This window comes from Mesorhizobium sp. WSM1343, assembly GCF_055901535.1.
In genome coordinates this window covers 494,114-519,159 of the sequence record NZ_CM148370.1, presented here as the reverse complement: position 1 = coordinate 519,159, position 25,046 = coordinate 494,114, and the positions used below count along the sequence as shown (strand labels likewise).

Below are 25,046 nucleotides of genomic sequence, written 5' to 3'. Positions count from 1 at the left end.
AGGGCCTGCTATTCGATGGCAGTGGAAGCACAGCGAACAAGACCGGCGGGCGCCTCCAGGCGGCCGTCGCGGATCATGCCGTCCTTCGTCTCGAAGATCACGGTGCCGATGCGCCGCTTCCTTGGCCATCACATCTTTTCCAGCCTGACGCGGCGTATCCTGTTCCTCAACCTTGCCGGCCTCGCCGTGCTGGTGACCGGCATCCTCTATCTCAACACCTTCCGCGACGGGCTGATCGACGCCCGCGTCGAAAGCCTGATGACCCAGGGCGAGATCATCGCCGGCGCCATTGCCGCTTCGGCGACGGTCGAGACGGATTCGATCAGCATCGACCCGGAAAAGCTGCTTGAACTGCAGGCCGGCGAAAGCCTGGGGCCGGGCTCCGACCAGCTCGACAATCTCGATTTCCCCATCAACCCGGAGCGTGTCGCCCCGGTGCTGCGAAGGCTGATCTCGCCGACCAGGACCCGCGCCCGCATCTATGACCGCGACGCCAATCTGCTGCTCGATTCGCGCCACCTCTATTCGCGTGGCCAGATCCTGCGCTACGACCTGCCGCCGGTCGAGGAAGAAGAGCCCGATCTGGTCGAGCGCATCCAGAAATTCGTCTTCGACTTCTTCCGCAACACCGAGCTGCCGGTCTATCACGAGCAGCCGGGCGGCAATGGCGCCGCTTTCCCGGAAGTGGTCAAGGCGCTCACCGGCAGCCCTTCGACCATCGTGCGCGTCAGCGAGCAGGGCGAGCAGATCGTTTCGGTGGCGGTGCCGATCCAGCGCTTTCGTGCCGTCCTGGGCGTGCTGATGCTGTCGACCGAAGGCGGCGACATCGACAAGATCGTCGCCGCCGAGCGCAAGGCGATCCTGCGCGTCTTCGGCATCGCGGCCCTTGTCACCGCCATCCTGTCGATGCTGCTCGCCTCGACCATCGCCAATCCGCTGCGCCGGCTGTCGGCGGCGGCGGTGCGAGTGCGGCGCGGCGTCAAGAGCCGTGAAGAGATCCCCGACTTTTCCGACCGCCAGGACGAGATCGGCAATCTGTCGATCGCCATCCGCGACATGACCAACGCGCTCTACGCCCGGATCGAGGCGATCGAAAGCTTCGCGGCCGATGTCTCGCACGAGCTGAAGAACCCGCTGACGTCGCTGCGCAGCGCGGTGGAGACCCTGCCGCTGGCCAAGAACGACGATTCGCGCGGCCGGCTGATGGATATCATCCAGCACGATGTCAGGCGGCTCGACCGGCTCATCACCGATATTTCCGACGCATCGCGCCTGGACGCGGAACTCGCGCGTGAAGATGCGGGAACGGTCGATTTGAAGAAATTCATCACCGATCTGGTCGCCGTTTCGCGCGAAGCGACGCGCAACAAGAAGGCGGTCGAGATCGAGTTCAAGGCCGCCAAACTGCCGCAGGGCGTCAAAGGCTATGTCGTCGTCGGCCATGATCTGCGCATCGGCCAGGTCATCACCAATTTGATCGAGAACGCCCGTTCCTTCGTTCCCGAGGATCATGGCCACATCAGCCTGTCGCTGGCGCGTGCCGGCAAGTTCAACATCGTCACCATCGACGACAATGGCCCCGGCATCCGCGCCGACAACATCGACCGCATCTTCGAGCGCTTCTACACGGATCGGCCGGCCGGCGAGGCATTCGGCCAGAATTCGGGCCTTGGCCTGTCGATATCCAGGCAAATCGTCGAGGCCCATGGCGGCACGCTAACCGCCGAAAACATCCCCGGCACCAAACCCGGCGAGATCAAAGGCGCGCGTTTTGTGGTGACGTTGCCGGCCGAAGGCTGAGAGCATGAATTCCAACCATGCCTGGTCCAGCCGTGCAGCCTGAAAACATTCACGCGACAATGGTTTTGATCGGCGAGCGCGGCATTCTCATCACCGGAGCCTCCGGCTCGGGCAAGACGGCGCTGGCGCTGGCGCTCATCGATCATTGTCGCCAGCGCGGATCGTTCGCGCGGCTCGTCGGTGACGATCAGCTCTTTGTCGAGGCGCATGCCGGGCGGCTGCTGTGCCGCGCTCCCGCCGCCATAGAAGGCCTCGTCGAGGTGCCTGGGCTCGGCCCCCGGCCTCTGCCATTCGAGCCGGCAGGCCTCGTCGACTTGCATGTCCACCTGGTGCCGGCCGATGAAGCGCCGCGCTTCCAGGAGGATGCCGCAAGCAGCATCGTGGGTTGTCTGGTGCCACAGGTCGATGTGGTCGAACGCAATATCCCGGCGGCCTTACCGGTCGTGATGGCGCGGCTGTCGATCGCGCCTTTTCTATGATCCGCTCCGGGTTTTTTGCTGCAATGCGTCAAAATGGCATGCGCCTGCGCAATTTTGGGCTTGTCAACGGGCCGCGCGTCGACAAGATAGCGCTCCCGCCGCCTGGATTGGCTGGCGAGCATAAAATGCGCCTGTGAAGCGGCGATGACGGGAGCCACCAAAGAATGATCGGACTCGTGCTTGTAACGCACGGTCAACTGGCCACCGAGTTCCGACATGCCGTCGAACATGTCGTCGGGCCACAAGACAATTTCGAAACCGTGGCGATCGGTGCCGACGACGATATGGAGCAGCGTCGCCGCGACATCGTCGACGCGGTTGCCCGTGTCGACACCGGGGCGGGCGTCATCGTGCTGACCGACATGTTCGGCGGCACGCCCTCCAATCTTGCCATCTCGGTGATGGAGTCCGGCCGCACCGAGGTGATCGCCGGCATGAATCTGCCGATGCTGATCAAGCTTTCCTCGATCCGCAAGGGCGACAACATGGCGGCCGCCCTTGATGAGGCCCAGGCCGCCGGTCGCAAATACATCAATGTTGCCAGCCAGCTCCTGAGCAGCAAATGACCGCGCTGTCCCCGGAAAAAGATCAGATAGTCCGGGATTTTCCCATCATCAACCAGCGCGGCCTTCATGCGCGCGCTTCGGCGAAGTTCGTCCAGCTGGCCAGCGGCTTCGATGCCTCGGTGCATGTCGAGAAGGATGGCGTCAAGGTTGGCGGCACCTCGATCATGGGCCTGATGATGCTGGCGGCAAGCCCCGGCTATTCGATCCGCGTCACCGCCAGCGGCCCGGAGGCCCGGCAGGTCATCGACGCGCTGGAGCAGTTGGTGGCGTCCCGCTTCGGCGAGGAATGCTGATCTGGTAGAGCGCGATATGCGTCCGCGAGACATGCAGGGATAAAGATTTCTTTATATCCCATTGTCGTCCTTGCTCCGATCTGCTAGTCAGGCCGGCAATTCGCGCCCTTGGACGCGCCGACCGGCGCGGACGTGTCCGCAACAAATTCGCAAGCACAACATTCGCATCGGAGTACTGCCATGACGGGTAGCAAGGACTATGTGGTCGCCGACATCTCGCTTGCCGGCTGGGGCCGCAAGGAACTCGAGATCGCCGAAACCGAAATGCCGGGCCTGATGGCCTGCCGTGAGGAATTCGGTCCCAAGCAGCCGCTCAAGGGCGCGCGCATCACCGGCTCGCTGCACATGACCATCCAGACGGCGGTGCTGATCGAAACGCTGAAGGCACTGGGCGCCGACATCCGCTGGGCCTCCTGCAACATCTTTTCGACCCAGGATCACGCGGCTGCGGCCATCGCCGAAGCCGGCATCCCGGTGTTCGCCGTCAAGGGCGAGTCGCTCGAGGAGTATTGGGACTACACCGACAAGATTTTCCAGTGGGCCGATGGCGGCCTCTCCAACATGATCCTCGATGATGGCGGCGACGCCACCATGTACATCCTGATCGGCGCCCGCGCCGAGGCCGGCGAGGACGTGCTGTCCAACCCGCAGAGCGAGGAAGAGGAATATTTCTACGCCCAGGTCAAGAAGCGCCTGAAGGCTTCGCCCGGCTTCTTCACCAAGCAGAAGGCGGCGATCCGCGGCGTCACCGAAGAGACGACCACCGGCGTCAACCGGCTCTACCAGCTGCAGAAGAAGGGCCTGCTGCCCTTCCCTGCCATCAACGTCAACGACTCGGTCACCAAGTCGAAGTTCGACAACAAGTATGGCTGCAAGGAATCGCTGGTCGACGGCATCCGCCGCGGCACCGACACGATGATGGCCGGCAAGGTCGCTGTCGTGTGCGGTTATGGCGACGTCGGCAAGGGCTCGTCGGCCTCGCTCAAGGGCGCCGGTGCCCGCGTCAAGGTCACCGAGGTCGATCCGATCTGCGCCCTGCAGGCTGCGATGGACGGTTTTGAAGTCGTCACGCTGGAAGATGCAGCCCCCACCGCCGATATCGTCATCACCACCACCGGCAACAAGGATGTCGTCACCCTCGACCATATGCGCTCTATGAAGGACATGGTCATCGTCGGCAACATCGGCCACTTCGACAATGAGATCCAGGTCGCCGCGCTGCGCAATTTGAAATGGACCAACGTCAAGCCGCAGGTCGATATGATCACCTTCGCGGACGGCAAGCGGATGATCCTTTTGTCGGAAGGACGGCTGCTCAATCTCGGCAACGCCACCGGCCACCCGAGCTTCGTCATGTCGGCATCCTTCACCAACCAGGTGCTGGCGCAGATCGAGCTCTACACCAAGCCCGGCCAGTACGAGAACCAGGTCTATGTCCTGCCCAAGCATCTCGACGAAAAGGTCGCCCGCCTGCATCTCGACAAGCTCGGCGCCCGCCTGACCGAACTGTCGGGTGAACAGGCCGCCTATATCGGCGTCACGCCGCAGGGTCCGTTCAAGCCGGAACACTACCGCTATTAACCAAAGCTAAAATTACTACCAGATATTGAGGCCGGGCGATTGACTTTTCGCCCGGCCTTATTTTTGCGCGCCATCAGCCTTCACGCCGATTCGGCGAGGGGTTATTGTCAGGTGATTCGGCGATGCTTCCAGCCCGAGAGGGTCAAGAGAGGCACGCATCAGGGCGGTCTTGCATTCAGGCGGCGGAGAGGACCAAGACATGCCGGGGCAACACCCGCACAGAGCGGGACGGGCCGTTTCCGGCGGCCATGACGATTCGGGGATTGCTGGCTCCGCCCTGGAAGGGGGGAGCCTGTCCTGGCGCGCCCGCGCGTCGACATTCCTTGCCACCTCCGCGCTCGCGGGGCCCTTGGCCGGCGCCGCCGCGCATGCCGAGACCGCTGTTGCCAGCGTCGCCGGACTGTCGGTGAGCGCCATTGATGTCATGCAGCTTGCAGTGTTCGTCGGCGTGACGGGTGCCGCACTGATATCGGCCATCGTTCTCATCCGCGAAAGAGCCCGCACCTCGGCGGAGAATGTCGAACTCAGGAGCCGCCTCGCCGACATCAACGCGGCGCTCCGCCGTTCCGAGGCGCTGCTCAATCTGCGCGACCAGCGCGTCGTCGTCTGGGCTGCGGAAAACAAGAAGCCCGAGCTCATCGGCACATTGCCCGTCGAAAGCGGCGCTCCCGAGGATAGGGCCGCTTTTCTTGCTTTCGGCCGCTGGCTGATGCCGCGTTCGGCGGCGGCACTCGAACATGCCGTCGCGGGATTGCGCGAAAAGGCCAAACCCTTCGACCTGGTCATCGAATCGCAGGCCGGTGCGCCGCTCGAAGTGCATGGCCGCAAGAGTGCCGCGCATGTGCTCGTGCGTTTCCTCTCGCTCTCGGAGACGCAGCGCAGCCAGGCCAGACTGAAGATCGAGAACCAGCGGCTGGCCGCCGACCACGACACGATGATCGGCCTGCTCGACGCGCTGAACATGCCGGCGTGGCTCCGCGGCGAGGATGGCGGGCTGAAGTGGGTCAACCGCGCCTATGCCGATGCCGTCGAAGCCGAAAATGCCGAAGCCGCGGTTCGGGAGAAGAAAGAGTTCCTCGGCGGCCAGGCGCGCGATGCGATTGCCGCCCAGCACAGGACGCATCCGGTTTTCGAGCAGTCGCTGTCCACCGTGATCGAAGGCGATCGCCGTGTGTTCGCGGTCACCGATTTCGCCGGCAGCGATGGCTCGGCCGGCCTTGCCTGCGACACCAGTGCCATCGAAGCCGTTCGCGGCGAATACGAACGGACGGTGCGAAGCCACGCCGACACGCTCGACCAGCTCAACACGGCGGTCGCCATTTTCGACACCGACGAGAAGCTGCGGTTCTTCAACCAGGCCTTCCAGAAGCTTTGGGGCCTGGACGCAGGCTTCCTGCACAGCGCTCCAGACAATGCCTTGCTGCTCGACCGGCTGCGCAGCGAAGGCAAGATCGCCGAACAGCCTGAATGGCGCCGCTGGAAGGAAGGCCTGCTCGGCGCCTATCGCGCTGTGGAATCCCAGGAACATTGGTGGCATCTGCCGGATGGCAAGACCATCCGCGTCGTCGCCAACCCCCAGCCCAAGGGCGGCGTGACCTGGGTGTTCGAGAACCTGACCGAGAAGATGGACCTCGAGAGCCGCTACCAGACAGCGGTGCGGGTCCAGGGCGAGACGCTCGACAATCTTGCCGAAGGCGTAGCGGTGTTCGGACCCGACGGCAGGCTCCGGCTGTCGAATCCTGCCTTTGCCACGCTCTGGGGATTGAGCGGCGAAGCGGCCAAGCCCAGCGTCCATGTTTCCACCATCCGCGACCTTTGCGACCGGCAGGCGGCGGACAGCCCCTGGCCCGGCTTTGTTGCCGCCGTCACCGGCTTCGACGACGAGCGCCGCGACCGCCACGGACAGACCGAGCTCAACAACGGCAACGTGTTGAGTTACGCCATGATCCCGCTGCCCAACGGGCAGGTGATGATGACCTTCGTCGACGTCACCGACAGCGTCCATGTCGAGCGGGCGCTGAAGGACAAGAACGAGGCGCTGCAAAAATCCGACCAGCTCAAGAACGAATTCGTCCAGCATGTTTCCTATGAACTGCGCTCGCCGCTGACCAACATCATCGGCTTCACCGAACTCCTGTCACAGCCCACGACCGGTCCGCTGACGCAGAAGCAGCGGGAATATGTCGAGCATGTCAGCTCCTCCTCCGCGGTCCTGCTCACCATCGTCAACGACATACTCGACCTGGCGACGGTGGACGCCGGCATCATGCAGCTCGATATTTCCGAGGTGCAGGTCGATCGCACCATCGCCGCTGCGGCCGAACTGGTGGCCGACCGCCTGGAAGAGCATTCGATCAGGCTCGAGGTCGAAGCAGCCTCGGCGCCGAAGACGTTTCACGGCGATGAGGTCCGCGTCCGCCAGATCCTCTACAATCTGCTCAGCAATGCCGCCAATTACGCCCCGGAAGCCAGCACCATCCGGCTCACTTGCCGCCATCTGGCGGATGGGGTGGAATTCTCGGTCCATGACGACGGTCCCGGCATGCCGCCCGATGTGCTCGATTCGGTGTTCCGCCGTTTCGAGCCGCGCGCCAATGGTGGCCGCCGGCGCGGCGCCGGCCTCGGCCTGTCGATCGTCAAGAGCTTCGTCGAGCTGCATGGCGGCAGCGTTCGCATCGAAACCGGCAAGGACAAGGGCACGACCGTCATCTGCACCTTTCCAGACATGCCGGGCATCCGTGCCGCGGCCGAGTAGCGCGTTCGATGACCGGACTGGTGCTGGAGCGATTACTCGCCGACGAGACCCAGACAGCGCGGCTGGGCGAAGATCTGGCGCTGTCGCTGCGCCCAGGCGACGTGCTTGCCCTGAAGGGCGATCTGGGCGCCGGCAAGTCGACGCTGGCGCGGGCCTTGATCAGGACCTTGGCCGACGATGCCGGCCTCGACGTTCCGAGCCCGACCTTCATGCTGGTGCAGAGCTACGACACCCGCATTCCGGTGCATCATTTCGATCTCTACCGCCTGTCCTCGGCCGACGAGATCGATGAGCTTGGTTTCGACGAAGCCTTGGCGCAAGGTGCTGCTTTGGTCGAATGGCCGGAGCGGGCGGAAGCCCATCTGCCGAAAACCACGGTCCTGATCGAGCTCGTCCAGCATGGCGACGGCCGGCTGGCACGATTGTCGGGGCAGGGACCTGCCTTCGATCGGGCCGCACGGTCGCTGGCCATGCGCGACTTTCTCGTGAGCGCCGGCTGGGCGCAAGCGCAGCGCCGCCATTTCATTGGCGATGCTTCTGCCCGCTCCTACGAGATCGTTTCGCTGCCGGGCCAAAAGCCGCAAGTGCTGATGAACTCGCCACGGCTGGTGCTCGGCCCGCCGGTCCGCGACGGCAAGCCCTATGCCGAGATCGCCCACACCGCCCAGTCGGTTTCCGCTTTCGTCGCCATCGACCGCGCCTTGAAGGCAGGCGGCGTCAGCGTTCCGGAAATCCATGCCGAGGACCAGGAGCAGGGATTCCTGCTACTCGAACATCTTGGCTCGGAAGGGTTCCTCGGCAGCGATGGCCAGCCGCTGCCCGAGCGCTGCGCGGCGGCGGCCGAGCTGCTGGCCATGATGCATGGCAGGACCTGGCCGCAGCGCCTGGAAACAGGGCATGGCGGCTTCCACGATGTCCCGCCTTTCGACCGCGAGGCCATGATGATCGAGGCCGATCTGCTGGTCGACTGGTACGTGCCGGCAATAACGGGCAGCCCGGCAAGCGGTGCCTTGCGCGCCGGCTACCACAAGCAATGGGGCGCGCTCCTCGACCGGCTGCACGGCCGCGAATATACGCTGATGCTGCGCGACTTCCATTCGCCCAACATCATCTGGCGCGGCGACCGTTCAGGGCATGATCGGCTGGGCATCGTCGATTTCCAGGACGCGCTGATCGGCCCGTCCGCCTATGACGTCGCCTCGCTGGCCATGGACGCGCGTGTTACGATGTCGCCCGAGATCGAGAGAAAGACGCTGGATGCCTATGTCGCGGCGCGCCACGCAGCCGGTGCTTTCGACGAGGCAAGCTTCCTGGAATCCTACGCCATCATGGCGGCGCAACGAAATTCCAAGATCCTCGGCATCTTCGTCCGCCTCGAAAAGCGCGACGGCAAGCCCTATTATCTAAAACACCTGCCGCGCATTCGCGATTATCTGCGCCGGGCCTTGTCTCATCCGGCGCTGGCAAGCCTGCGCGAGTTCTACGACGCCCACGGTTTGCTGGAGGAGCGAGCGCTGTGACAGCAGGACCGGACACCGCCATCGTACTTGCCGCCGGCCTTGGCAAACGCATGCGGCCGATTACCGACACCATTCCCAAGCCGCTGGTCAGGATTGCCGGCAAGACGTTGCTCGACTGGAGCCTCGACAGCCTGGCTGCCGCCGGTGTCGCGAAGGCCGTGGTCAACGTCCACTATTTTCCCGAACAGATCGTCGCCCATGTCGCCGCCCGCCGCGCGCCAAAAATCGTCATTTCCGATGAGAGCGAACAACTGCTCGATTCCGCCGGCGGCATCGTCAAGGCGCTGCCGGAACTGGGCGAGCGACCCTTCTACATCCTCAATGCCGACACCTTCTGGATCGATGACGGTCCTCTCAATCTCCAGCGCCTCGCCCTTGCATGGGACGCGGCGAAAATGGATATTCTGCTGATGCTGGCGGATCTCCAAGAGGCGACCGGACACTGCGGCAGCACCGATTTCCTGGTGGCGCCGGATGGCGGCTTGCGGCGTTCAAAGGGGGATCCGGCGGGGCTGATCTATGCCGGCGCGGCGATCGTCCATCCGCGCCTGTTCAAGGGCGCACCGGCCGGGCCGCACTCGCTCAACGCCTATTTCGATTCCGCCATCGCCGCAGGGCGCCTGTTCGGCATGCCCCTGCATGGCCACTGGATCACCGTCGGCACGCCCGATGCCGTACCGCTCGCGGAAGCGGCGGTCGCCGGTGCGCTCATCGAGTCGCAATGAGCGGCTCCAGCCGCGTTTTCTCGATCCCGCCCGGAGCGCCGTTTCTGCCGACGCTTGCCGAGGCGCTGCTTGCCGGCCGTCTTGTTCCGGGGTTTCGATTCGACGGCGACCCGCTCGGTTTGGCCGATGCCACCATCTATGTGCCGACACGCCGTGCCGCGCGTGCCTTGCGGGGTGTCTTCGTCGACAGCCTGGCGGCACGCGGCGGCGGCGGCTCGGCGATCCTGCCGGTCATCCGGCCACTCGGCGAATTCGACGAGGATGAGGCCGCGTTCGAGACCGAGGCATCGGCGGCCATCGATCTGGCGCCGCCGATTTCGGCAACCGAACGCCTGTTGCTGCTGACGCCGCTGGTGCGCGCCTGGAAACGCCGGCTGCCGGCGCATGTCGCCGCCCTTTTCGCCGAGGAGATCGTCATCCCGGCTTCCACCGCCGACGCGATCTGGCTGGCGCGCGATCTCGCCCGGCTGATGGACGAGATCGAGACGGAAGGCACCGACTGGGCCAAGCTCACCGATCTGGTGACCGGCAATCTTGCCGGATGGTGGCAGGTGACGCTCGAATTCCTCGGCATCGTCACCGAAGCCTGGCCGAAATTCCTCGCGGAAAGCGACTGCTCCAATCCGGCCGCGCATCGCAGCGCGCTGATCCGCGCCGAGGCGGCGCGGCTGCAGCGCAATCCGCCCGTCGGCCCGGTCATCGCCGCAGGCTCGACCGGCTCGATACCAGCGACGGCCGAATTGCTTGCCGCGATCGCGCGCCTGCCCGGCGGCGCCATCGTGCTGCCGGGTCTCGACCGGACGCTGGACGAAGCGTCGTTCCAGGCGATTGCCGCGCCTGGCGCGCGTCCAGCCGTACTCGGCCACCCGCAATATGGCTTGGCCAGGCTGATCGGCAAGATCGGCGTATTGCGCGGCGACGTCGAGGAGATTGGCGTGGCCGAACCGCGACGTGCGCTTCGCGCTGCCCTTGTCGGCGAAGCGCTGCGGCCGGCCGAAACCACCGAACTCTGGGCCGAGACACGTGCCGGTTTCCCGGCGTCCGACATTGCCGGCGCCTTCGCCGAGGTGACCTTGCTCGAAGCCGCCAGCGAACGTGATGAGGCCGTGGCCATCGCCGTCGCGCTCAAGCGCGCGGTCGAACATCCCGGCCAAAGGGCGGCTCTCGTCACCGGCGACCGCGCATTGGCGCGGCGCGTCTCGATCGAGCTCCAGCGCTTCGGCGTCGTTGCCGACGATTCCGGTGGCACACCGCTCGCCAACACCCCGGCGGCCAGCCTGCTCAGGCTGGCGCTCGAGGCACTGTTCCGGCCAGGCGATCCGGTTGGCCTGCTGTCGCTGCTCAAGCATCCGCTGCTCGGCCTCGGCCTCGAACGGGCCGATGTGCGCCACGCGGCGGAGCTGATCGAACTGGTGGCGTTGCGCGGCGGCACAGGCCGCCCCGACATCGTTTCGCTACCGGAACTGTTCGAAGCCCGCCTCACCGGCTTGGGCGGCGGCAGCCGACAGCCCTTCTGGTTTTCCCGGCTGACCGTGCGCTCTATCGAAACTGCGCGGAATTTGCTCGAACGTCTCAAGCAGGCGCTGGCGCCGCTCGCAGCCTTCCGAGGCCGGGATGACGCCGACCTTGCCGCGCTTGTCAGGGCCAGTGTCGTGACACTCGAAAATCTCGGCCGCTCCGCCGACGGGGGTCTTGGCGAGATCTATGCCGGTGACGCCGGCGAGAAGCTTGCCGAACTGCTGCGCGGGCTGGTCGCGGCTTCGGCTTCGCTGTCCTTCGCGGCGACCGAGTGGCCCGACATCATGGCGGCGCTGATCGCGCCTGAAACGGTCAAGCCGGCACAAGGCACCGACCGGAACATCGCCATCTGGGGCGCGCTGGAAGCCCGGTTGCAGACGGTCGACACGCTGGTCATCGGCGGGCTCAACGAGGGCGTATGGCCGCGCAAGCCAGAGAGCGACCGCTTCATGTCGCGGCTGATGAAGACCGGCATCGACCTCGAGCCGCCCGAGCGGCGTATCGGCCTTGCCGCGCATGATTTCCAGATGGCCATGGGCGCCGGGAAGGTGGTTCTGTCCCGCTCGGCACGTGCCGGCGATGCACCCGCCGTGCCGTCGCGCTGGCTTCAGCGGCTGCTCACCTTCATAGGTAATGACCAGGCGGCCGCGCTGCGCCGGCGCGGCGACGAATTGCTTACCTGGGCGCGCGCGCTCGATACCGGCCCAAGGCAGGATTTCGCGCCACGGCCGCAGCCGAAGCCGCCGCTGTCGGTGCGCCCGACGCATTTCTCGGTCACCGAGATCGAGACCCTGCGCCGTGATCCCTACGCCGTCTATGCAAGACGCATCCTCGGCCTGATGCCGCTCGATCTGGTTATTCGCGACCCCGGTGCGGCCGAGCGCGGCACGCTGTTTCACGCCATCCTGTACCTGTTCTCAGGCAGCGTCGCCGATCCGCGCGCTCCCGATGCGCTTGCGGGCCTCATCGCCGCCGGCCGCGCCTGCTTTGCCGAAGCCGCCCTTCCGGCCGACGTCGAGGCGGTGTGGTGGCCGCGCTTCGAAAAACTCGCCGCCAACATCATCGAGTGGGAGCGCACGCGCGCTGATGCTGTGACAAGGCGCCATGCCGAGGAGCGCGCCGGAAAGACCGTTGTCGGCCAGTCCGGCGTGACGCTGTCCGGCTACGCCGACCGGGTCGACCTTCTGGCCGGCGGCATGGCCGACATACTGGACTACAAGACCGGCTCCTCGCCGTCCAAGGCGCAGGCGCACACACTGCTTGCGCCGCAACTGGCGCTGGAGGGCGCGCTGCTCAGGCGCGGCGCCTTCAAGGATTTGGGCGTGCGTGAGCCCTCTCAGCTGGCTTTCATCAGGCTGAAGCCGAATGGCGAGGTGTTCGAGGAATCCATCCTCGAACACAACCGCCAGCCGCGAACCGCGACCGATCTTGCCGAAGAGGCTTGGGCACGGCTGGAAAAGCTGCTGATCCACTATGCAGACCCTGCGACCGGGTATCTGTCGCGCGCGCTGCCGTTCCGCGAAGGCGAGACGGATGGCGACTACGACCATCTTGCCCGCGTGCTCGAATGGTCGGCAGGCGGCGATGGCGGCGACGAGGGAGGGGAGGCATGAAGAAGGCCTATCCCATTCCCAGCGACACCGCGACCAGCCAGGCCCGCGCCGCCGACCCCGGCAATTCCGCCTGGGTGTCGGCCAATGCCGGCTCCGGCAAGACCCATGTGCTGGCGCAGCGCGTCATCCGGCTGCTGCTGCGCGGCACCGATCCGTCGAAGATCCTGTGCCTGACCTATACGCGCGCCGCCGCCGCCAACATGTCGAACCGGGTCTTTTCGACACTGTCGGAGTGGACGACGCTTGGTGACGTGGATCTGGCGGCAAAGGTCGAGGCGCTGGAGGGGCGCCGGCCCGATCTCGAGACCATGCGCCGGGCGCGGCGCCTGTTCGCCGAGGCGCTGGAAACGCCCGGCGGGCTGAAGATCCAGACCATTCACGCCTTCTGCGAATCGGTGCTGCACCAGTTCCCGCTGGAGGCCAACATCCCGGCCCATTTCGAGATGCTCGACGGCCAGATGGAGGCATCGCTGTTTGCCGCGGCGCGCCGCGAGATGATTTCGGGCACGTCCGCCGGTGACAGGGATCTGGCCGAGGCTTTTGCCGCCATTCTCGATCGGGGCGGCGAAGCCGGGCTCGACGCCTTGCTGGGTGAGATTGTGCGCAAGCGCGACGGCTTGCGCCATTTCATCGACGCGGTCGGGCGCGATGGCACGCACTTCCAGGCCCTGTTCGACGAATTCCATTTCCATCCAGGCCAGACAGCCGAGGGCATAGCCGCTTCGGTATGGCCGTTGCCGGGCTTCCTGCCCGACTATTTTGCCGGCTTCGCCCACGCCGCCGAGGCCACCGACGCCAGATCGGTACTGAACAACATCCTGCCCTATGCGCGGCAGGCTTTTGCCGAGGGCGATCCCATTCGCCGCCTGCAACTGCTCGCGCGAGCCTTCCTCAAGACCGATGGCGACGCTTACGACCCGGCAAAGGCCTTCAAGAAGGCCCTGGTCGACCGGTTGCCGGATCTGGCGGAGCGTTATCTCTCGGCCGCCAACGCCATAGTCGAAACCACCGATCGGCTGGCCCTGTTCCGGATGCTTGAAGGCACGGCTGCCGCGCTGACCATCGCCGACTGGCTGATCGCCCGCTACGAAATGCTGAAGCGCAGCCGCGGCTTCCTCGATTTCAACGACCTGATCACCCGCACCGTCAACCTGCTGGCGCGGCCGGACGCCGGCCCCTGGGTGCAGTACAAGCTCGACCAGGGCATCGACCACATCCTGCTCGACGAGGCGCAGGACACCAGTCCGGACCAATGGGAAGTGGTGAAACGGCTGGCGGAGGAATTCTTTGCCGGCTTTGGCGCACGCGACAGGGTCCATCGCACGGTGTTCGCCGTCGGCGACGAGAAGCAGTCGATCTATTCGTTCCAGGGTGCGGCCCCGGACTCCTTCGCCGACAGCCGGCTGTTGTTTGCCGGACGAGTGCGTGACGCCGAGGCGTCCTTCGCCGATCTCAAGCTGACCTGGTCGTTCCGCTCGACCGACGATGTTCTGACCGCGGTCGACCGCGTCTTCGCCGATCCAGCCGTGCGGCGCGGCATCAGTCATGATCCCGATCCGCTTCGCCACCAGGCGATCCGCACCGACGCGCCGGGCTATGTCGAGGTGTGGCCGTCGGTCGGCGCTGAAGCCGTCGATGAGCCAGATGACTGGACACAAGCCATCGACCATGCCCATGCGCCGGCGGTGCGCGTGGCCGAGAACGTCGCCGCCACCATCGCCGGCTGGATCGGCAGTGGCGAAATCATCGAGGGCCGCGGCAAGCGGCTGCGGCCGGGCGATGTGCTGGTGCTGGTGCGCAAGCGCGATCGCTTCGTCCATGCCCTGACCCGCGCACTCAAACGCCGCGACATTCCGGTTGCCGGCGCCGACCGGCTGAGCCTGCCCGGGCACATCGCGGTCAAGGACCTGATCGCGCTCGGTCACCTCCTCATCCAGCCGCAGGACGATTTGTCGCTTGCCGCCGTGTTGCGCAGCCCGATCTTCGATCTGCCGGAAGAGACGCTGTTCATGCTCGCCGCGCAGAGGCCGTCGGGTCTGTCGCTGATCGCGTCGCTGCGACAGCACGCCGGCGACAGCGAGAGACTGGCGAAGATCGTCGCCCAGGTCGACATCTGGACGAACGAAGCCGCGTTTAAGCCGGTGTTCGAATTCTATGCCGCCCTGCTGGCGCGCGATGGCGTGCGCCGCAAGATGATCGCGCGGCTCGGGCCCGAAGCCGGCGATATTCTCGACGAGTTCCTGAGCTTCTGCCTCGCCGAGGAGCGAACCGGCCTGCCGGGGCTGGAAGCCTTCCTGTCGACGTTGGAAAACGCCGGTCCCGAGATCAAGCGCGAGATGGACCAGACCCGCGACGAGGTCCGGGTCATGACCGTGCACGCCGCCAAGGGCTTGGAAGCGCCCGTCGTGTTCCTGGTCGATGGCGGTTCCGCGCCGTTCAGCGACCAGCATTTGCCGCGCCTGATGCCCTTCGATGGCTCCGGCGCGAACTGGGACGGCAAGGGCTATCTCTGGCGCTCGGCCAGCGAGGTCGCCAACGGTTTTTCGAAAGCAGCGGCCTCAAGGGCACGGGAACTCGCCGACGACGAATACCGCCGGCTGCTCTATGTCGGCATGACCCGTGCCGAGGACCGGCTGATCGTCTGCGGCTATCATGGCAAGCGGGCGCCGAACGCCGGCACCTGGCACTCGATCGTCAGCCGCGCGCTGATCGGCGCGTCGGAGAGCGAGCAGCGTGCGCATCCCGCCGGCGGCGAGCCGGTGCACCGTTTCCATGTCACCAAGCTGCCCCCCGTCGCGCCAAGTTCCGCCGAGCAGGTACGGCAGGCCGACGCTTTCGCGCCTTTGCCGGCGACGCTGTTCCGGCCCTTGCTGCCCTTCGAGGATCTGCCGCGTCCGTTGTCGCCATCGGGCGCCTCGGCGCTGATCGACGAAGGCAAGCAAGCCGTTGTCGACAAGGCGTCGCCGGTGCTCGACGCCGACGCCGAGCCCGGCTTTGCCGTGCTGCGTGGGCTCGCCCTCCACAAACTGCTGCAGATGCTGCCCGGTATTGCCGAGCCCGAACGTGCGGGAGCGGCAGAACGCTATCTCTTGCGAACCGGTGCGGACTGGCCGCCATCAGAGCGTGAAAAGGCCCTGGCGTCGGTCACATCGATCCTTGCCGATCCCGGCTTCGGTCAGCTGTTTGCGCCATCGTCGCGTGCCGAGGTTGCGATCATGGGCAGCCTGGAGGTCAAGGGCAAGAAGCGCTCGATTTCCGGCAAGATCGACCGGCTGGCGGTAACGCCGGACACGGTATCGATTGTCGACTACAAGACCAACCGGCCGGCGCCCGCCAGTCTGGCCGAGGTGCCGCCGGCCTATGTCCTGCAGTTGGCGCTCTACCGCGCGCTGTTGCAGCCGCTCTATCCCGGCCGCACGGTCAAGGCGGCCTTGCTGTTCACCGAGGCGCCGCAGCTGATCGAACTGCCTGCCAGCGCCATGGACGACGCCCTTGCTCGACTCACGGGAGCGTGACACAACACCTGCTTGAAGAAGGGCGCGATCACCACCACATTTGGTGGGACAAAAACTTTCAAAAGGATTTTTCCATATGGCAACCGTGAAGGTCGACAAGAGCAACTTCCAGGCTGACGTGCTTGACGCCAACGTACCGGTCGTCGTCGATTTCTGGGCGGAATGGTGCGGTCCCTGCAAGATGATTGCGCCGGCGCTCGAAGATATCGCCACCGAACTTGGCGCCAAGGTCAAGATCGCCAAGCTCAACATCGACGAGAATCCGGAGCTTGCCGCCCAGTTCGGCGTGCGCTCGATCCCGACGCTGATGATCTTCAAGGGCGGCGAAATGGCCGACATGAAGGTCGGTGCCGCGCCGAAGACCGCGCTGTCGCACTGGATCAATGGCAACCTCGCCTGACCCATCTGAAATTCCTGGTATCAAGCCCGGCCTCGCGCCGGGCTTTTTGTTGGCGTCATCGGTGCGTGGCTCTGGCTCTCGCATCCGGGCACTCCATGTCATCTGCTCGAGGCAGACAGGAGAACTCCATGACCGGATCCGCCAAGGCCACCGTCTTCATCGACAACGAGCGTGTCATCGTCACCGAATACCGCTTCGCGCCGGGCGAGAACACCGGCTGGCATCGCCACGGCCACGACTATGTCGTCGTGCCGCTGATGGACGGCAAGGTGAAGCTGTTGACCAAGGACGGCGAATCCTTTGCCGAGATGAAGAAGGGCGCGCCCTATTTCCGCAAGGAGGGCGTAGAGCACGACGTCATCAACGCCAATGAAGGCGAATACGCCTTTATCGAGATAGAGTTGAAGTAACGCCGCCTATCAATGCGCTGGAAATCCACCGCGTGATGGCACGCCATCAACTGCCACCTTGATGGCAGCGGTGGATCGGCCTATATCCGTTCTAAAAGGGAGTTCGAAATGGCCGAACCACAACTCTCAGTCCGAAGCGCAAAAGCACGCGACCTGGCTCATAGACTTGCTCGTCGTGAAAATCGTTCGATAGCCGATGTGGTCGAACGTGCGCTCGAATCCTACGAAATTCGTGAAGCTGGCCGTGAACCTGCTTCCACCTTCTATGCCAGCTTGACTGCAAACCATGGCGCCGACATCGATCTGGAAAAGATCATTCGCGAAGGCCGCCAGGTTCATTCGGGACTTGAGCTTTGATTTTCGTCGATACCAACGTGATTTCGGAGAGTCTGAAGAAGGCGCCGGACCAAGCTGTCCTGGCGTGGCTTGTCCGCAATGACGCTGAACTGGCCCTTCCCACAGTGACGATTGCTGAAATCGCCTTCGGCATCCAAAAAATACGGCCTGATGAGCGTGCCGATCGGCTGGAGCAGGGACTTTCCCGGTGGCGCCATCGATTTGCCGGCCGGATTTTTGGATTGACTGAAGATGCTGCCTTGGCTTACGGCGAGATCATGGGGGCCGCGACACGCCAAGGTCGCGGCATGTCAGCCCCCGATGGCATGATTGCGGCGATAGCGCGCGTGAACGGTGGCCGGCTGGCAACGCGCAATCTCAGCGACTTTGGCACCACCAGCCTTGATCTGATCTCACCGTGGGATTTCTGAAGGTCGAAAGCCAAGGTTCGGCCTCAGCCGCCGCAGCCACCCAAGGCATGAATAGTCGCCTGCTTCAGGTCGGCGGGGTGCCGTTCTCGGCCAGCACCGCTCCGGTCAGATACAACGAACCGCTGATCAGGATGCGTGGCGACGGGCCGTCCCAGGTGTCGCGCAGCAGCATCAGCGCGCTGGCGACGGAACTCACCGGCTCGGCGGTCAGCCCGGCTTCCGTTGCGCGGATCGCCAGTTCGTCGTTCGGCACGCCGGCCTCGCTGAGGCTCACCGGCACCGTGTAGACATGCCGGGCGAGGCCCTTGAAGGCACGGAAATAGCCGCTCTGGTCCTTGGTGTTGATCATGCCCGAGATGAGGAACAGCGGACGCGGGTTCTTCTCTTCCTGCTCGGCCAGCGCTTCGGCAACCACCACGCCGGCACCGGGATTGTGGCCGCCGTCGAGCCAGATATCGGCGCCCTTGGGTGCCAGTTCGGCCAGCCGGCCCTGCACCAGCTTCTGCATGCGGCCGGGCCAGGCGACATTGACCATCGCCTTTTCGGCGGCGCGATGGCTGATCTCGAAACCGGCCGCTTTGACCGCGGCGATCGCCGCCGCCGCATTGGCGAACTGGTGGCGGCCGGGCAGCCTGGGCGGCGGCAGGTCCATCAAGCCGTCTTCGTCCTGGTAGACCATGCGGCCGTTTTCCTCGAAGGCAAGGAAGTCTTGGCCGTAGACGAAGGTGGGGCATTCAAGCCGCTCGGCGGTTTCGATCAGCACCTGCAGCGCCGTTTCGCTCTCCTGCGCGCCGATGACCACCGGACAGCCGGGCTTGATGATACCGGCCTTTTCGGCCGCGATCAGTTCGACCCGGTCGCCGAGATAGGCCTCGTGGTCGAGCGACACCGGCATGATCACCGACACGGCCGGCTCCTTGATGACATTGGTCGCGTCGAAGCGGCCGCCGAGCCCGACTTCGATGATCGCAGCGTCGGCCTGGTGTTCGGAAAACAACAGGAAGGTGACGGCGGTGAGGATCTCGAAGACGGTGATCTTCTCGCCTTCATTGGCCCTGGCCGCACGGGCAATGGCATCGGCGAAAACCCTGTCCTCGACCAGCCTGCCGCCGCCATCGGCGGCCAGCCGGTAACGCTCATGCCAGTTGACCAGATGCGGCGAGGTGTGGACATGGACGCGGTAGTCCGCAGCCTCGAGCAGGGCGCGTGAAAAGGCTGCGCACGAACCTTTGCCGTTGGTGCCGGCGATGTGGATGACCGGGGGCAGCCGGTCCTGCGGATTGTCAAGCCGCTCCAGCAGCCGCGAAATGCGGTCGAGCGAAAGGTCGAAGCCTTTCGGATGAAGCGCCATCAGGGCTTCGATTTCGCGGTCGGCGGCAAGCGTCGTCATGGTGGAATCCTAGCGCATGGGCCTGAAAACCAGAATCGGTTTCGAATGGCCATGGCAATCAAAGGCTACAGCGCGCCGAAGCCCTCGTGCAATCGCGGTCGCGGCGCTTCGTGTCGCTTCAGGCTTGCGGCCGAGCTTCCGCGGCAACCACCGCCGGCGGCAGGATTTCCGGCTCCAGCGTTTTTTGCTCTTCCGGCAGCTTGAGCAGCATCTTGAGCAGGCGCGCGATCGTTTCACGCATTTCCAGCCTGGATACGACCATGTCGACCATGCCGTGCTCCATCAGATATTCGGAGCGCTGGAAGCCATCGGGCAGTTTCTCGCGGATGGTCTGTTCGATGACGCGCGGTCCGGCAAAGCCGATCAGCGCGCCGGGCTCGGCGATGTGCACGTCGCCCAGCATGGCGTAGGAGGCGGTCACGCCGCCCGTGGTCGGGTTGGTCAAAACGACGATGTAGGGCAGGCCGGCTTCCTTCAGCCGGTCGACACCGACCGTTGTCCGCGGCAATTGCATCAGGGACAAAATACCTTCCTGCATGCGGGCGCCGCCGGAAGCAGCAAACAGGATCAGCGGCCGCTTGCGCTGCAGGGCCACTTCGAAGCCGTGCACGATGGCGTCGCCGGCGGCCATGCCGAGCGAACCGCCCATGAAGGCGAAGTCCTGCACCGTGACCACAACCGGCAGACCCTCGACGGTGCCCAGCGCATTGATGATCGCGTCCTCAAGGCCGGTCTTGGCCTTGGCGTCCTTCAACCGGTCGACATAGCGCTTCTCGTCGCGGAATTTCAGCGGATCCTGCATGACCTTGGGGTTGTCCAGGGTCTCGTATTTGCCGCCATCGAAGAAGAATTTCAGCCGCTCCTTGGCCGAGATCTTCATGTGATGACCGGACGAGGGAATGACGAACTGGTTCGATTCCAGGTCCTTGTGGAACACCATCTCGCCGGTCTCCGGATCCTTGATCCAGAGATTCTCGGGCATGTCGGTGCGCCGGCCGAGCATCGAATTGATCTTCGGGCGAACGTAATTGGTGATCCAGTTCATCGCTTCGGCTCCTGTCCTGACGAAGAGTTGCTAATGCATGTCGCCCAAAAGTGGGAACCGGTTCTGGGATAACGGCATGCACAAGACCTGACGTAGGGAAACTATTCGGCAGCAGCAAGGCGGGCCGAGCGCACGCCTTGCGCTAGGCCGCTGACCAGCGTGGCGACGGCCTCGGCCGGATCGGCGGTCTTCTCGCCCTTCGGCCCCAGCACATTGGCCACCGCATTGACGATCGCGGTGCCGACGACGACGCCGTCGGCATTGGCGCCGATCACCCGGGCCTGCTCGGCGGTCTTGACGCCGAAGCCGACGCAGACCGGCAGGTCGGTGTGGCCCTTGATGCGCTTGACCGCCGCCGCCACCTTGCCGGTGTCGGCCAGTGCCGAGCCGGTGATGCCGGTCATCGACACGTAATAGACGAAGCCCGACGTGTTCTGCAGCACCTTGGGCAGGCGTTTGTCGTCGGTCGTCGGCGTCGCCAGCCGGATGAAGTTGATGCCGGCTTTCAATGCCGGAATGCACAGTTCCTCGTCCATCTCCGGGGGCAGGTCGACGACGATCAGCCCGTCGATGCCGCTGGCGATCGCGTCCTTGAGGAAGCGGTCGACGCCATAGATGTAGATCGGATTGTAGTAGCCCATCAGCACGATCGGCGTTTCATTGTCGCCGGCGCGGAAGTCGGCCGCCATCTTCAGCGTCTTGGCCAGCGTCTGACCGCCTTTCAGCGCCCGCAAGCCCGCCGCCTGGATCGCCGGGCCGTCGGCCATCGGATCGGAGAACGGCATGCCGAGCTCGATGATATCGGAACCTGCGCCCGGCAACGCCTTCATGATCGACAAAGAGGTGTCGTAGTCGGGGTCGCCGCCCATGAAATAGGTGACGAGCGCCGGGCGGCCTTCGTTCCTGAGCTTCGCCATGCGGCGGTCGATGCGGGTGGCCATGATCAGATCTCCATGCCCAGCATGCTGGCCACCGTGTGCACGTCCTTGTCGCCACGGCCGGACAGGTTGACGATGACGATCTGATCCTTGTTCATGGCAGGCACGATCTTCACCGCATGCGCGATGGCATGCGCCGATTCCAGCGCCGGGATGATGCCTTCGACGCGCGTCGTCAGCTTGAAAGCCTCCAGCGCCTCGTCATCGAGGATCGGCACGTATTCGACCCGGCCTGAATCGCGCAGCCAGGAATGCTCCGGCCCGACGCCGGGATAGTCGAGGCCGGCCGAGATCGAATGGCCGTCCATGATCTGGCCGTCGGAATTCTGCAGGAGATAGGTGCGGTTGCCATGCAGCACGCCCGGCGCGCCGGCATTCATCGAGGCGCAATGCTCGATGCCGTCGAGACCGCGACCGCCGGCTTCGATGCCGATGATGCGGACCTCCTTGTCGTCGAGGAAGGGATGGAACAGGCCGATGGCGTTCGAACCACCGCCGACAGCGGCGATGATGGTGTCGGGCAGCCGGCCTTCCTGCTCGAGGATCTGTGCCCGCGCCTCGATGCCGATCACCGACTGGAAGTCGCGCACCAGCTCCGGATAGGGATGCGGGCCGGCGGCGGTGCCGATCAGGTAATAAGTGTCCTCGACATTGGTGACCCAGTCGCGCAACGCCTCGTTCATGGCGTCCTTCAGCGTGCCGTGGCCGGCGGTCACCGGGCGCACTTCGGCGCCGAGCAGCTTCATGCGGAAGACGTTCGGGCTTTGCCGGGCAACGTCTGTGGCGCCCATGTAGACGACGCAGGGAAAGCCGAAGCGGGCCGCAACCGTGGCCGAGGCCACGCCGTGCTGGCCGGCGCCGGTCTCGGCGATGATGCGCTTCTTGCCCATGCGCTTGGCCAGCAGGATCTGGCCGAGGCAGTTGTTGATCTTGTGCGAACCGGTGTGGTTCAAATCCTCCCGCTTGAAGTAGACCTTCGCGCCGCCCGCGAGGCCCCTGGCCGAGGAAACCTCACGAAGATGCTTCGTGAGGCCTTCGGCGAAATAAAGCTTCGACGGCCGTCCGGCATAGTGGGTCGACAGGTCAGTCAGCTCAGCCCTGAAATCCGCATCGTTCTTGACCTCGTTCCAGTGCCGCTCCAGATCGAGGATCAGCGGCATCAGCGTTTCGGCAACGAAACGACCGCCGAAAATGCCGAACATGCCCTGTTCGTCGGGCCCGGTGCGGAAGGAATTGGGTGTCGCCGGCTTGTTCATCGCCGATCTCCTAGCATCTTGACTATGAGGCATGTCCTTGTCGGAAAACCGGTTCCCACTTTTCCGGGACATGCTCTGGTTTGAGGCACCACTAGGCTGCGCGGGTGTTCCGCGCGGCCCTGACGGCCCGGAAAAACTGTTCGATCAGCGCCGGATCCTTGACGCCCGGCGCGCTTTCCACGCCTGAAGAAATGTCGATCCCAGGCGGGTTGGCAAGCCGAAGGGCATCGCCGATATTGGCGGCGTTGAGCCCACCGGAAAGCATGTAATCGACGCCGCCGTCAAGGCCGGCGAGAATGCGCCAGTCGAAGGCAACACCATTGCCGCCCGGCAGTTCGGAGCCTTTCGGTGGCTTGGCGTCGAACAGGAACCGGTCGGCTATGCCGATGAATGGCTTCATTCGTTCGAGATCGGCGGCCTCGCTGAGCGGCAGCGCCTTCATCACCGGCAGGCCATAGCGGGCTTTGACCTCGGCGACGCGCTCGGGCGTTTCCGCGCCGTGCAGCTGCAGCATGTCGGGCTGCATTTTGGCAACGATTTCATCCAGGAAGGCGTCGCCGGCATCGACGGTGACGGCAACCGCCATCGCCTTGCCGCGCGCGGCCTCGCGCAGACGGCCAGCCTCGGCAGGTTCGACATAGCGCGGGCTTTTGGCGAAGAAGATAAACCCGACATGGCTGGCGCCGCCGGCCAGCGCCGCGGCCATTGCCGCGTCGGTCTTCAAGCCGCAGATCTTGATGTCGAGTGCCATGGCGCGGGAATTGGCATGAAAAGCGATAAGAGTCGAGAAAAAGCATGCTGTTTGCCGGCACGGCCAAAGGCGCTATCTATGGATGGACAGGACGCAAGGCGGGAGCACGATCATGGCCGACAGAACCGTAGCCGAACTCAGGCAGAAGATTGCGCAGGCGCGCGAGGTCATCGCGCACCTGATCGACAAGGCCGCCTTCAATGGCGCCGAGGCGCACCGCGCGCTCGACTATTTCGGCGGCGATGAGTTCGACGGCAATTTCCTGCCGTGGCCGCATCATGGCGATGAGGGGTTGCGGCCCGAAGACTTGAACGCCGCCAACGACGATTGAGCGATCTACTCGAACATGATCGCCTGCAGCGCACCGCCATTGCGCTTCAGCCAGTCCTTGCAGCGATCGGTGTCGGGGCAGAGCTTTTCGCACAGTTTCCAGAATTTCGGGCCGTGGTTCATCTCCTTGAGATGCGCCACTTCATGCGCGACGAGATAGTTGATGACCGGCGACGGCGCCATCATGATGCGCCAGGAAAAGGACAGATTGCCTTCGGAGGTGCATGACCCCCAGCGGCTTGACGTGTCCTTGAAGCGGATCGCCTTGGCGCGCTTGCCAAGCGCCTCGGTGTGCTTGGCCACCAGCTTCTCGATTTCCTTCTTGGCCTCGCGCTTGAGGAAATCGGCGAGGCGGCGCGGCAGATGTATGCGGTCGCCATGCACGATCAAGAGCGGACCACGTTCGTCGCGCGACACGGTGACGGTGCCGCGCTTTGACGGTTCATGGACGATGCGGTGCGGCACGCCGCGCACCGGGATCCTGATGCCGGGCCGCACCTGCGGCCGCGTCGGCACCTTGGCCAGTCGCTGCTCCAGCCAGTCCTGATGCCGCTCGAGGAACCTGTCTACTTCGCCGCGGCGCAGGCCTGGCGGCACGGTGATGCGCAGACCCTGGCCGCCTGAATCGATACGCAGCGTCATTCGGCGCGCCCTGGCGCTCTCGACGATCTTGAGCGGCAGCGTGCGACCGGCGACGCAATATTCGCGCTCCACGACAGGCGTGGGCTTGGGCTTTGTCAGATTGCGAAAGAAGCCGAGAGTCATGGCGGGACGATACGCGATTCGAGAAAAACGACTAGAACAAAAAAGAAACGGCGCCGCTCGCGCGACGCCGTTTTTTCACGATGTGACCAGTCGCCGGATCTCAGTCGTCAAGCAGGTTCGAACCCTTGCCACGCTTGGTGGTCGTCGTTCCGGTGCTCGGATCGGTCTTCGTCGGCGCCGTCGACTTGTTGCGGTTGGCCATGAAGCGGTCGAACTCGTCCTGATCCTTGGCGCGGCGCAATTCGCGGGCGTATTCGTCGAACTGGGTCAGCATCTCGTCGAGCTTGCGGCGCTCTTCGTTCAGCCGCTCAAGTTCCTTTTCGCGCCAGTCGTCGAAAGCGACGTTGCCGGTGCGGGCGGAACCATTGCCCCAGCGCGCGGCCTTGTCGGAACCGCGGCGGCAACCGGCGAAGATGCCGTCGGTCGCGCGGTTGACGTCACGCTTGAAGCCATCGAGGCGGTCGCCCCAGATGATGTAGGCGAGCATGGCGAAGCCGAGTGGCCAGAACACCATGAAACCCACAACCATCAACGCGATGGTTGCCGGCGTCCAGGCCGGACGGATCAATGCGGATGTGTTCATTTTCTCCCATTCCTTCGGTTGGAGACAGCCAAACCCGGCTGCGTGG

22 protein-coding genes are annotated in these 25,046 nt (G+C 64.6%); 15 read left to right on the top strand and 7 right to left on the bottom strand.

Translation table 11 applies throughout. The features are described 5' to 3' along the window. Positions 1-15: 15 nt before the first annotated feature. The 14 genes from AC0NIL_RS02365 (at position 16) to AC0NIL_RS02300 (ending at position 17,942) form a co-directional block, all read left to right on the top strand. Positions 16-1,800, top strand: a complete 1,785-nt coding sequence (locus AC0NIL_RS02365; protein ID WP_024501992.1) for a sensor histidine kinase — start codon at positions 16-18, stop codon at positions 1,798-1,800. Positions 1,801-1,817: 17 nt separating this feature from the next. Further along, a complete protein-coding gene (locus AC0NIL_RS02360) occupies positions 1,818-2,279 on the top strand; it encodes an HPr kinase/phosphorylase (RefSeq protein WP_013528335.1) in 462 nt (153 codons plus the stop codon). A 164-nt stretch (positions 2,280-2,443) separates the two neighbouring features. Continuing rightward, positions 2,444-2,845, top strand: coding sequence for a PTS sugar transporter subunit IIA (locus tag AC0NIL_RS02355; RefSeq protein WP_010912939.1), 402 nt, complete (start codon positions 2,444-2,446; stop codon positions 2,843-2,845). After that, positions 2,842-3,138, top strand: coding sequence for an HPr family phosphocarrier protein (locus AC0NIL_RS02350; protein WP_027039963.1), 297 nt, complete (start codon positions 2,842-2,844; stop codon positions 3,136-3,138). Before AC0NIL_RS02355 ends, AC0NIL_RS02350 begins: the two co-directional genes overlap by 4 nt. 180 nt (positions 3,139-3,318) lie before the next feature. Further along, a complete protein-coding gene (gene ahcY / locus AC0NIL_RS02345; RefSeq protein ID WP_013528332.1) occupies positions 3,319-4,719 on the top strand; it encodes an adenosylhomocysteinase in 1,401 nt (466 codons plus the stop codon). A gap of 199 nt (positions 4,720-4,918) precedes the next feature. After that, positions 4,919-7,474 (top strand): sensor histidine kinase, encoded by a 2,556-nt coding sequence (locus AC0NIL_RS02340; protein ID WP_275953217.1) that lies wholly within the window; start codon positions 4,919-4,921, stop codon positions 7,472-7,474. An 8-nt stretch (positions 7,475-7,482) separates the two neighbouring features. After that, positions 7,483-8,994, top strand: coding sequence for a tRNA (adenosine(37)-N6)-threonylcarbamoyltransferase complex ATPase subunit type 1 TsaE (gene tsaE / locus AC0NIL_RS02335; protein WP_473572803.1), 1,512 nt, complete (start codon positions 7,483-7,485; stop codon positions 8,992-8,994). Then, a complete protein-coding gene (locus AC0NIL_RS02330) occupies positions 8,991-9,719 on the top strand; it encodes a nucleotidyltransferase family protein (protein WP_473572802.1) in 729 nt (242 codons plus the stop codon). The genes tsaE and AC0NIL_RS02330 overlap by 4 nt, the downstream gene beginning before the upstream one ends. Further along, entirely contained in the window at positions 9,716-12,850 is a 3,135-nt protein-coding gene (addB, locus tag AC0NIL_RS02325; RefSeq protein ID WP_275953216.1) for a double-strand break repair protein AddB, read from the top strand. Before AC0NIL_RS02330 ends, addB begins: the two co-directional genes overlap by 4 nt. Continuing rightward, entirely contained in the window at positions 12,847-16,365 is a 3,519-nt protein-coding gene (gene addA, locus AC0NIL_RS02320) for a double-strand break repair helicase AddA (protein WP_063171002.1), read from the top strand. Before addB ends, addA begins: the two co-directional genes overlap by 4 nt. Positions 16,366-16,441: 76 nt before the next feature. Next, on the top strand, positions 16,442-16,765 hold the full coding sequence (gene trxA / locus AC0NIL_RS02315) for a thioredoxin (protein WP_013528326.1): 324 nt from the start codon (positions 16,442-16,444) through the stop codon (positions 16,763-16,765). 128 nt (positions 16,766-16,893) lie between these two features. Further along, positions 16,894-17,175 (top strand): cupin domain-containing protein, encoded by a 282-nt coding sequence (locus AC0NIL_RS02310; protein ID WP_013528325.1) that lies wholly within the window; start codon positions 16,894-16,896, stop codon positions 17,173-17,175. Positions 17,176-17,283: 108 nt separating this feature from the next. Beyond that, a complete protein-coding gene (locus AC0NIL_RS02305; RefSeq protein ID WP_013528324.1) occupies positions 17,284-17,532 on the top strand; it encodes a type II toxin-antitoxin system VapB family antitoxin in 249 nt (82 codons plus the stop codon). Next, positions 17,529-17,942, top strand: a complete 414-nt coding sequence (locus tag AC0NIL_RS02300) for a type II toxin-antitoxin system VapC family toxin (RefSeq protein WP_013528323.1) — start codon at positions 17,529-17,531, stop codon at positions 17,940-17,942. The genes AC0NIL_RS02305 and AC0NIL_RS02300 overlap by 4 nt, the downstream gene beginning before the upstream one ends. Before the next feature lie 64 nt (positions 17,943-18,006). Here the strand turns inward: AC0NIL_RS02300 and AC0NIL_RS02295 are convergent, their stop codons facing one another. The 5 genes from AC0NIL_RS02295 to AC0NIL_RS02275 form a co-directional block, all read right to left on the bottom strand. Next, complete coding sequence (locus AC0NIL_RS02295) at positions 18,007-19,332, bottom strand: bifunctional folylpolyglutamate synthase/dihydrofolate synthase (protein WP_024501984.1); 1,326 nt, start codon at positions 19,330-19,332, stop codon at positions 18,007-18,009. Positions 19,333-19,450: 118 nt separating this feature from the next. Further along, positions 19,451-20,377 (bottom strand): acetyl-CoA carboxylase, carboxyltransferase subunit beta, encoded by a 927-nt coding sequence (accD, locus tag AC0NIL_RS02290; protein WP_013528321.1) that lies wholly within the window; start codon positions 20,375-20,377, stop codon positions 19,451-19,453. Positions 20,378-20,478: 101 nt separating this feature from the next. Further along, entirely contained in the window at positions 20,479-21,318 is an 840-nt protein-coding gene (gene trpA, locus AC0NIL_RS02285) for a tryptophan synthase subunit alpha (protein ID WP_013528320.1), read from the bottom strand. A gap of 2 nt (positions 21,319-21,320) precedes the next feature. After that, the gene (gene trpB, locus AC0NIL_RS02280) at positions 21,321-22,571 is read right to left on the bottom strand and encodes a tryptophan synthase subunit beta (protein ID WP_275953215.1); all 1,251 of its coding nucleotides are present in this window, start codon (positions 22,569-22,571) and stop codon (positions 21,321-21,323) included. Between the two features lie 91 nt (positions 22,572-22,662). Next, positions 22,663-23,322: a phosphoribosylanthranilate isomerase gene (locus tag AC0NIL_RS02275; RefSeq protein WP_024501981.1), complete on the bottom strand. Its 660-nt coding sequence runs from the start codon at positions 23,320-23,322 to the stop codon at positions 22,663-22,665. 112 nt (positions 23,323-23,434) lie between these two features. Between AC0NIL_RS02275 and AC0NIL_RS02270 the strand changes: the two genes are divergently transcribed. Next, positions 23,435-23,653, top strand: coding sequence for a hypothetical protein (locus AC0NIL_RS02270; RefSeq protein ID WP_013528317.1), 219 nt, complete (start codon positions 23,435-23,437; stop codon positions 23,651-23,653). Positions 23,654-23,658: 5 nt separating this feature from the next. Here the strand turns inward: AC0NIL_RS02270 and AC0NIL_RS02265 are convergent, their stop codons facing one another. Together AC0NIL_RS02265 and AC0NIL_RS02260 are read right to left on the bottom strand one after the other, a co-directional pair. Continuing rightward, a complete protein-coding gene (locus tag AC0NIL_RS02265) occupies positions 23,659-24,417 on the bottom strand; it encodes a M48 family metallopeptidase (protein ID WP_013528316.1) in 759 nt (252 codons plus the stop codon). A gap of 100 nt (positions 24,418-24,517) precedes the next feature. After that, entirely contained in the window at positions 24,518-25,000 is a 483-nt protein-coding gene (locus tag AC0NIL_RS02260) for a DUF2852 domain-containing protein (RefSeq protein ID WP_063169787.1), read from the bottom strand. Positions 25,001-25,046 lie beyond the last annotated feature (46 nt).

Coding starts and splice junctions, on each gene's coding strand:
- AC0NIL_RS02365 (WP_024501992.1), top strand. CDS start 16: ATGGCAGTGGAAGCACAGCGAACAAGACCGGCGGGCGCCTCCAGGCGG.
- AC0NIL_RS02360 (WP_013528335.1), top strand. CDS start 1,818: ATGCCTGGTCCAGCCGTGCAGCCTGAAAACATTCACGCGACAATGGTT.
- AC0NIL_RS02355 (WP_010912939.1), top strand. CDS start 2,444: ATGATCGGACTCGTGCTTGTAACGCACGGTCAACTGGCCACCGAGTTC.
- AC0NIL_RS02350 (WP_027039963.1), top strand. CDS start 2,842: ATGACCGCGCTGTCCCCGGAAAAAGATCAGATAGTCCGGGATTTTCCC.
- ahcY (WP_013528332.1), top strand. CDS start 3,319: ATGACGGGTAGCAAGGACTATGTGGTCGCCGACATCTCGCTTGCCGGC.
- AC0NIL_RS02340 (WP_275953217.1), top strand. CDS start 4,919: ATGCCGGGGCAACACCCGCACAGAGCGGGACGGGCCGTTTCCGGCGGC.
- tsaE (WP_473572803.1), top strand. CDS start 7,483: ATGACCGGACTGGTGCTGGAGCGATTACTCGCCGACGAGACCCAGACA.
- addB (WP_275953216.1), top strand. CDS start 9,716: ATGAGCGGCTCCAGCCGCGTTTTCTCGATCCCGCCCGGAGCGCCGTTT.
- addA (WP_063171002.1), top strand. CDS start 12,847: ATGAAGAAGGCCTATCCCATTCCCAGCGACACCGCGACCAGCCAGGCC.
- trxA (WP_013528326.1), top strand. CDS start 16,442: ATGGCAACCGTGAAGGTCGACAAGAGCAACTTCCAGGCTGACGTGCTT.
- AC0NIL_RS02310 (WP_013528325.1), top strand. CDS start 16,894: ATGACCGGATCCGCCAAGGCCACCGTCTTCATCGACAACGAGCGTGTC.
- AC0NIL_RS02305 (WP_013528324.1), top strand. CDS start 17,284: ATGGCCGAACCACAACTCTCAGTCCGAAGCGCAAAAGCACGCGACCTG.
- AC0NIL_RS02295 (WP_024501984.1), bottom strand. CDS start 19,332: ATGACGACGCTTGCCGCCGACCGCGAAATCGAAGCCCTGATGGCGCTT.
- accD (WP_013528321.1), bottom strand. CDS start 20,377: ATGAACTGGATCACCAATTACGTTCGCCCGAAGATCAATTCGATGCTC.
- trpA (WP_013528320.1), bottom strand. CDS start 21,318: ATGGCCACCCGCATCGACCGCCGCATGGCGAAGCTCAGGAACGAAGGC.
- trpB (WP_275953215.1), bottom strand. CDS start 22,571: ATGAACAAGCCGGCGACACCCAATTCCTTCCGCACCGGGCCCGACGAA.
- AC0NIL_RS02275 (WP_024501981.1), bottom strand. CDS start 23,322: ATGGCACTCGACATCAAGATCTGCGGCTTGAAGACCGACGCGGCAATG.
- AC0NIL_RS02270 (WP_013528317.1), top strand. CDS start 23,435: ATGGCCGACAGAACCGTAGCCGAACTCAGGCAGAAGATTGCGCAGGCG.
- AC0NIL_RS02265 (WP_013528316.1), bottom strand. CDS start 24,417: ATGACTCTCGGCTTCTTTCGCAATCTGACAAAGCCCAAGCCCACGCCT.
- AC0NIL_RS02260 (WP_063169787.1), bottom strand. CDS start 25,000: ATGAACACATCCGCATTGATCCGTCCGGCCTGGACGCCGGCAACCATC.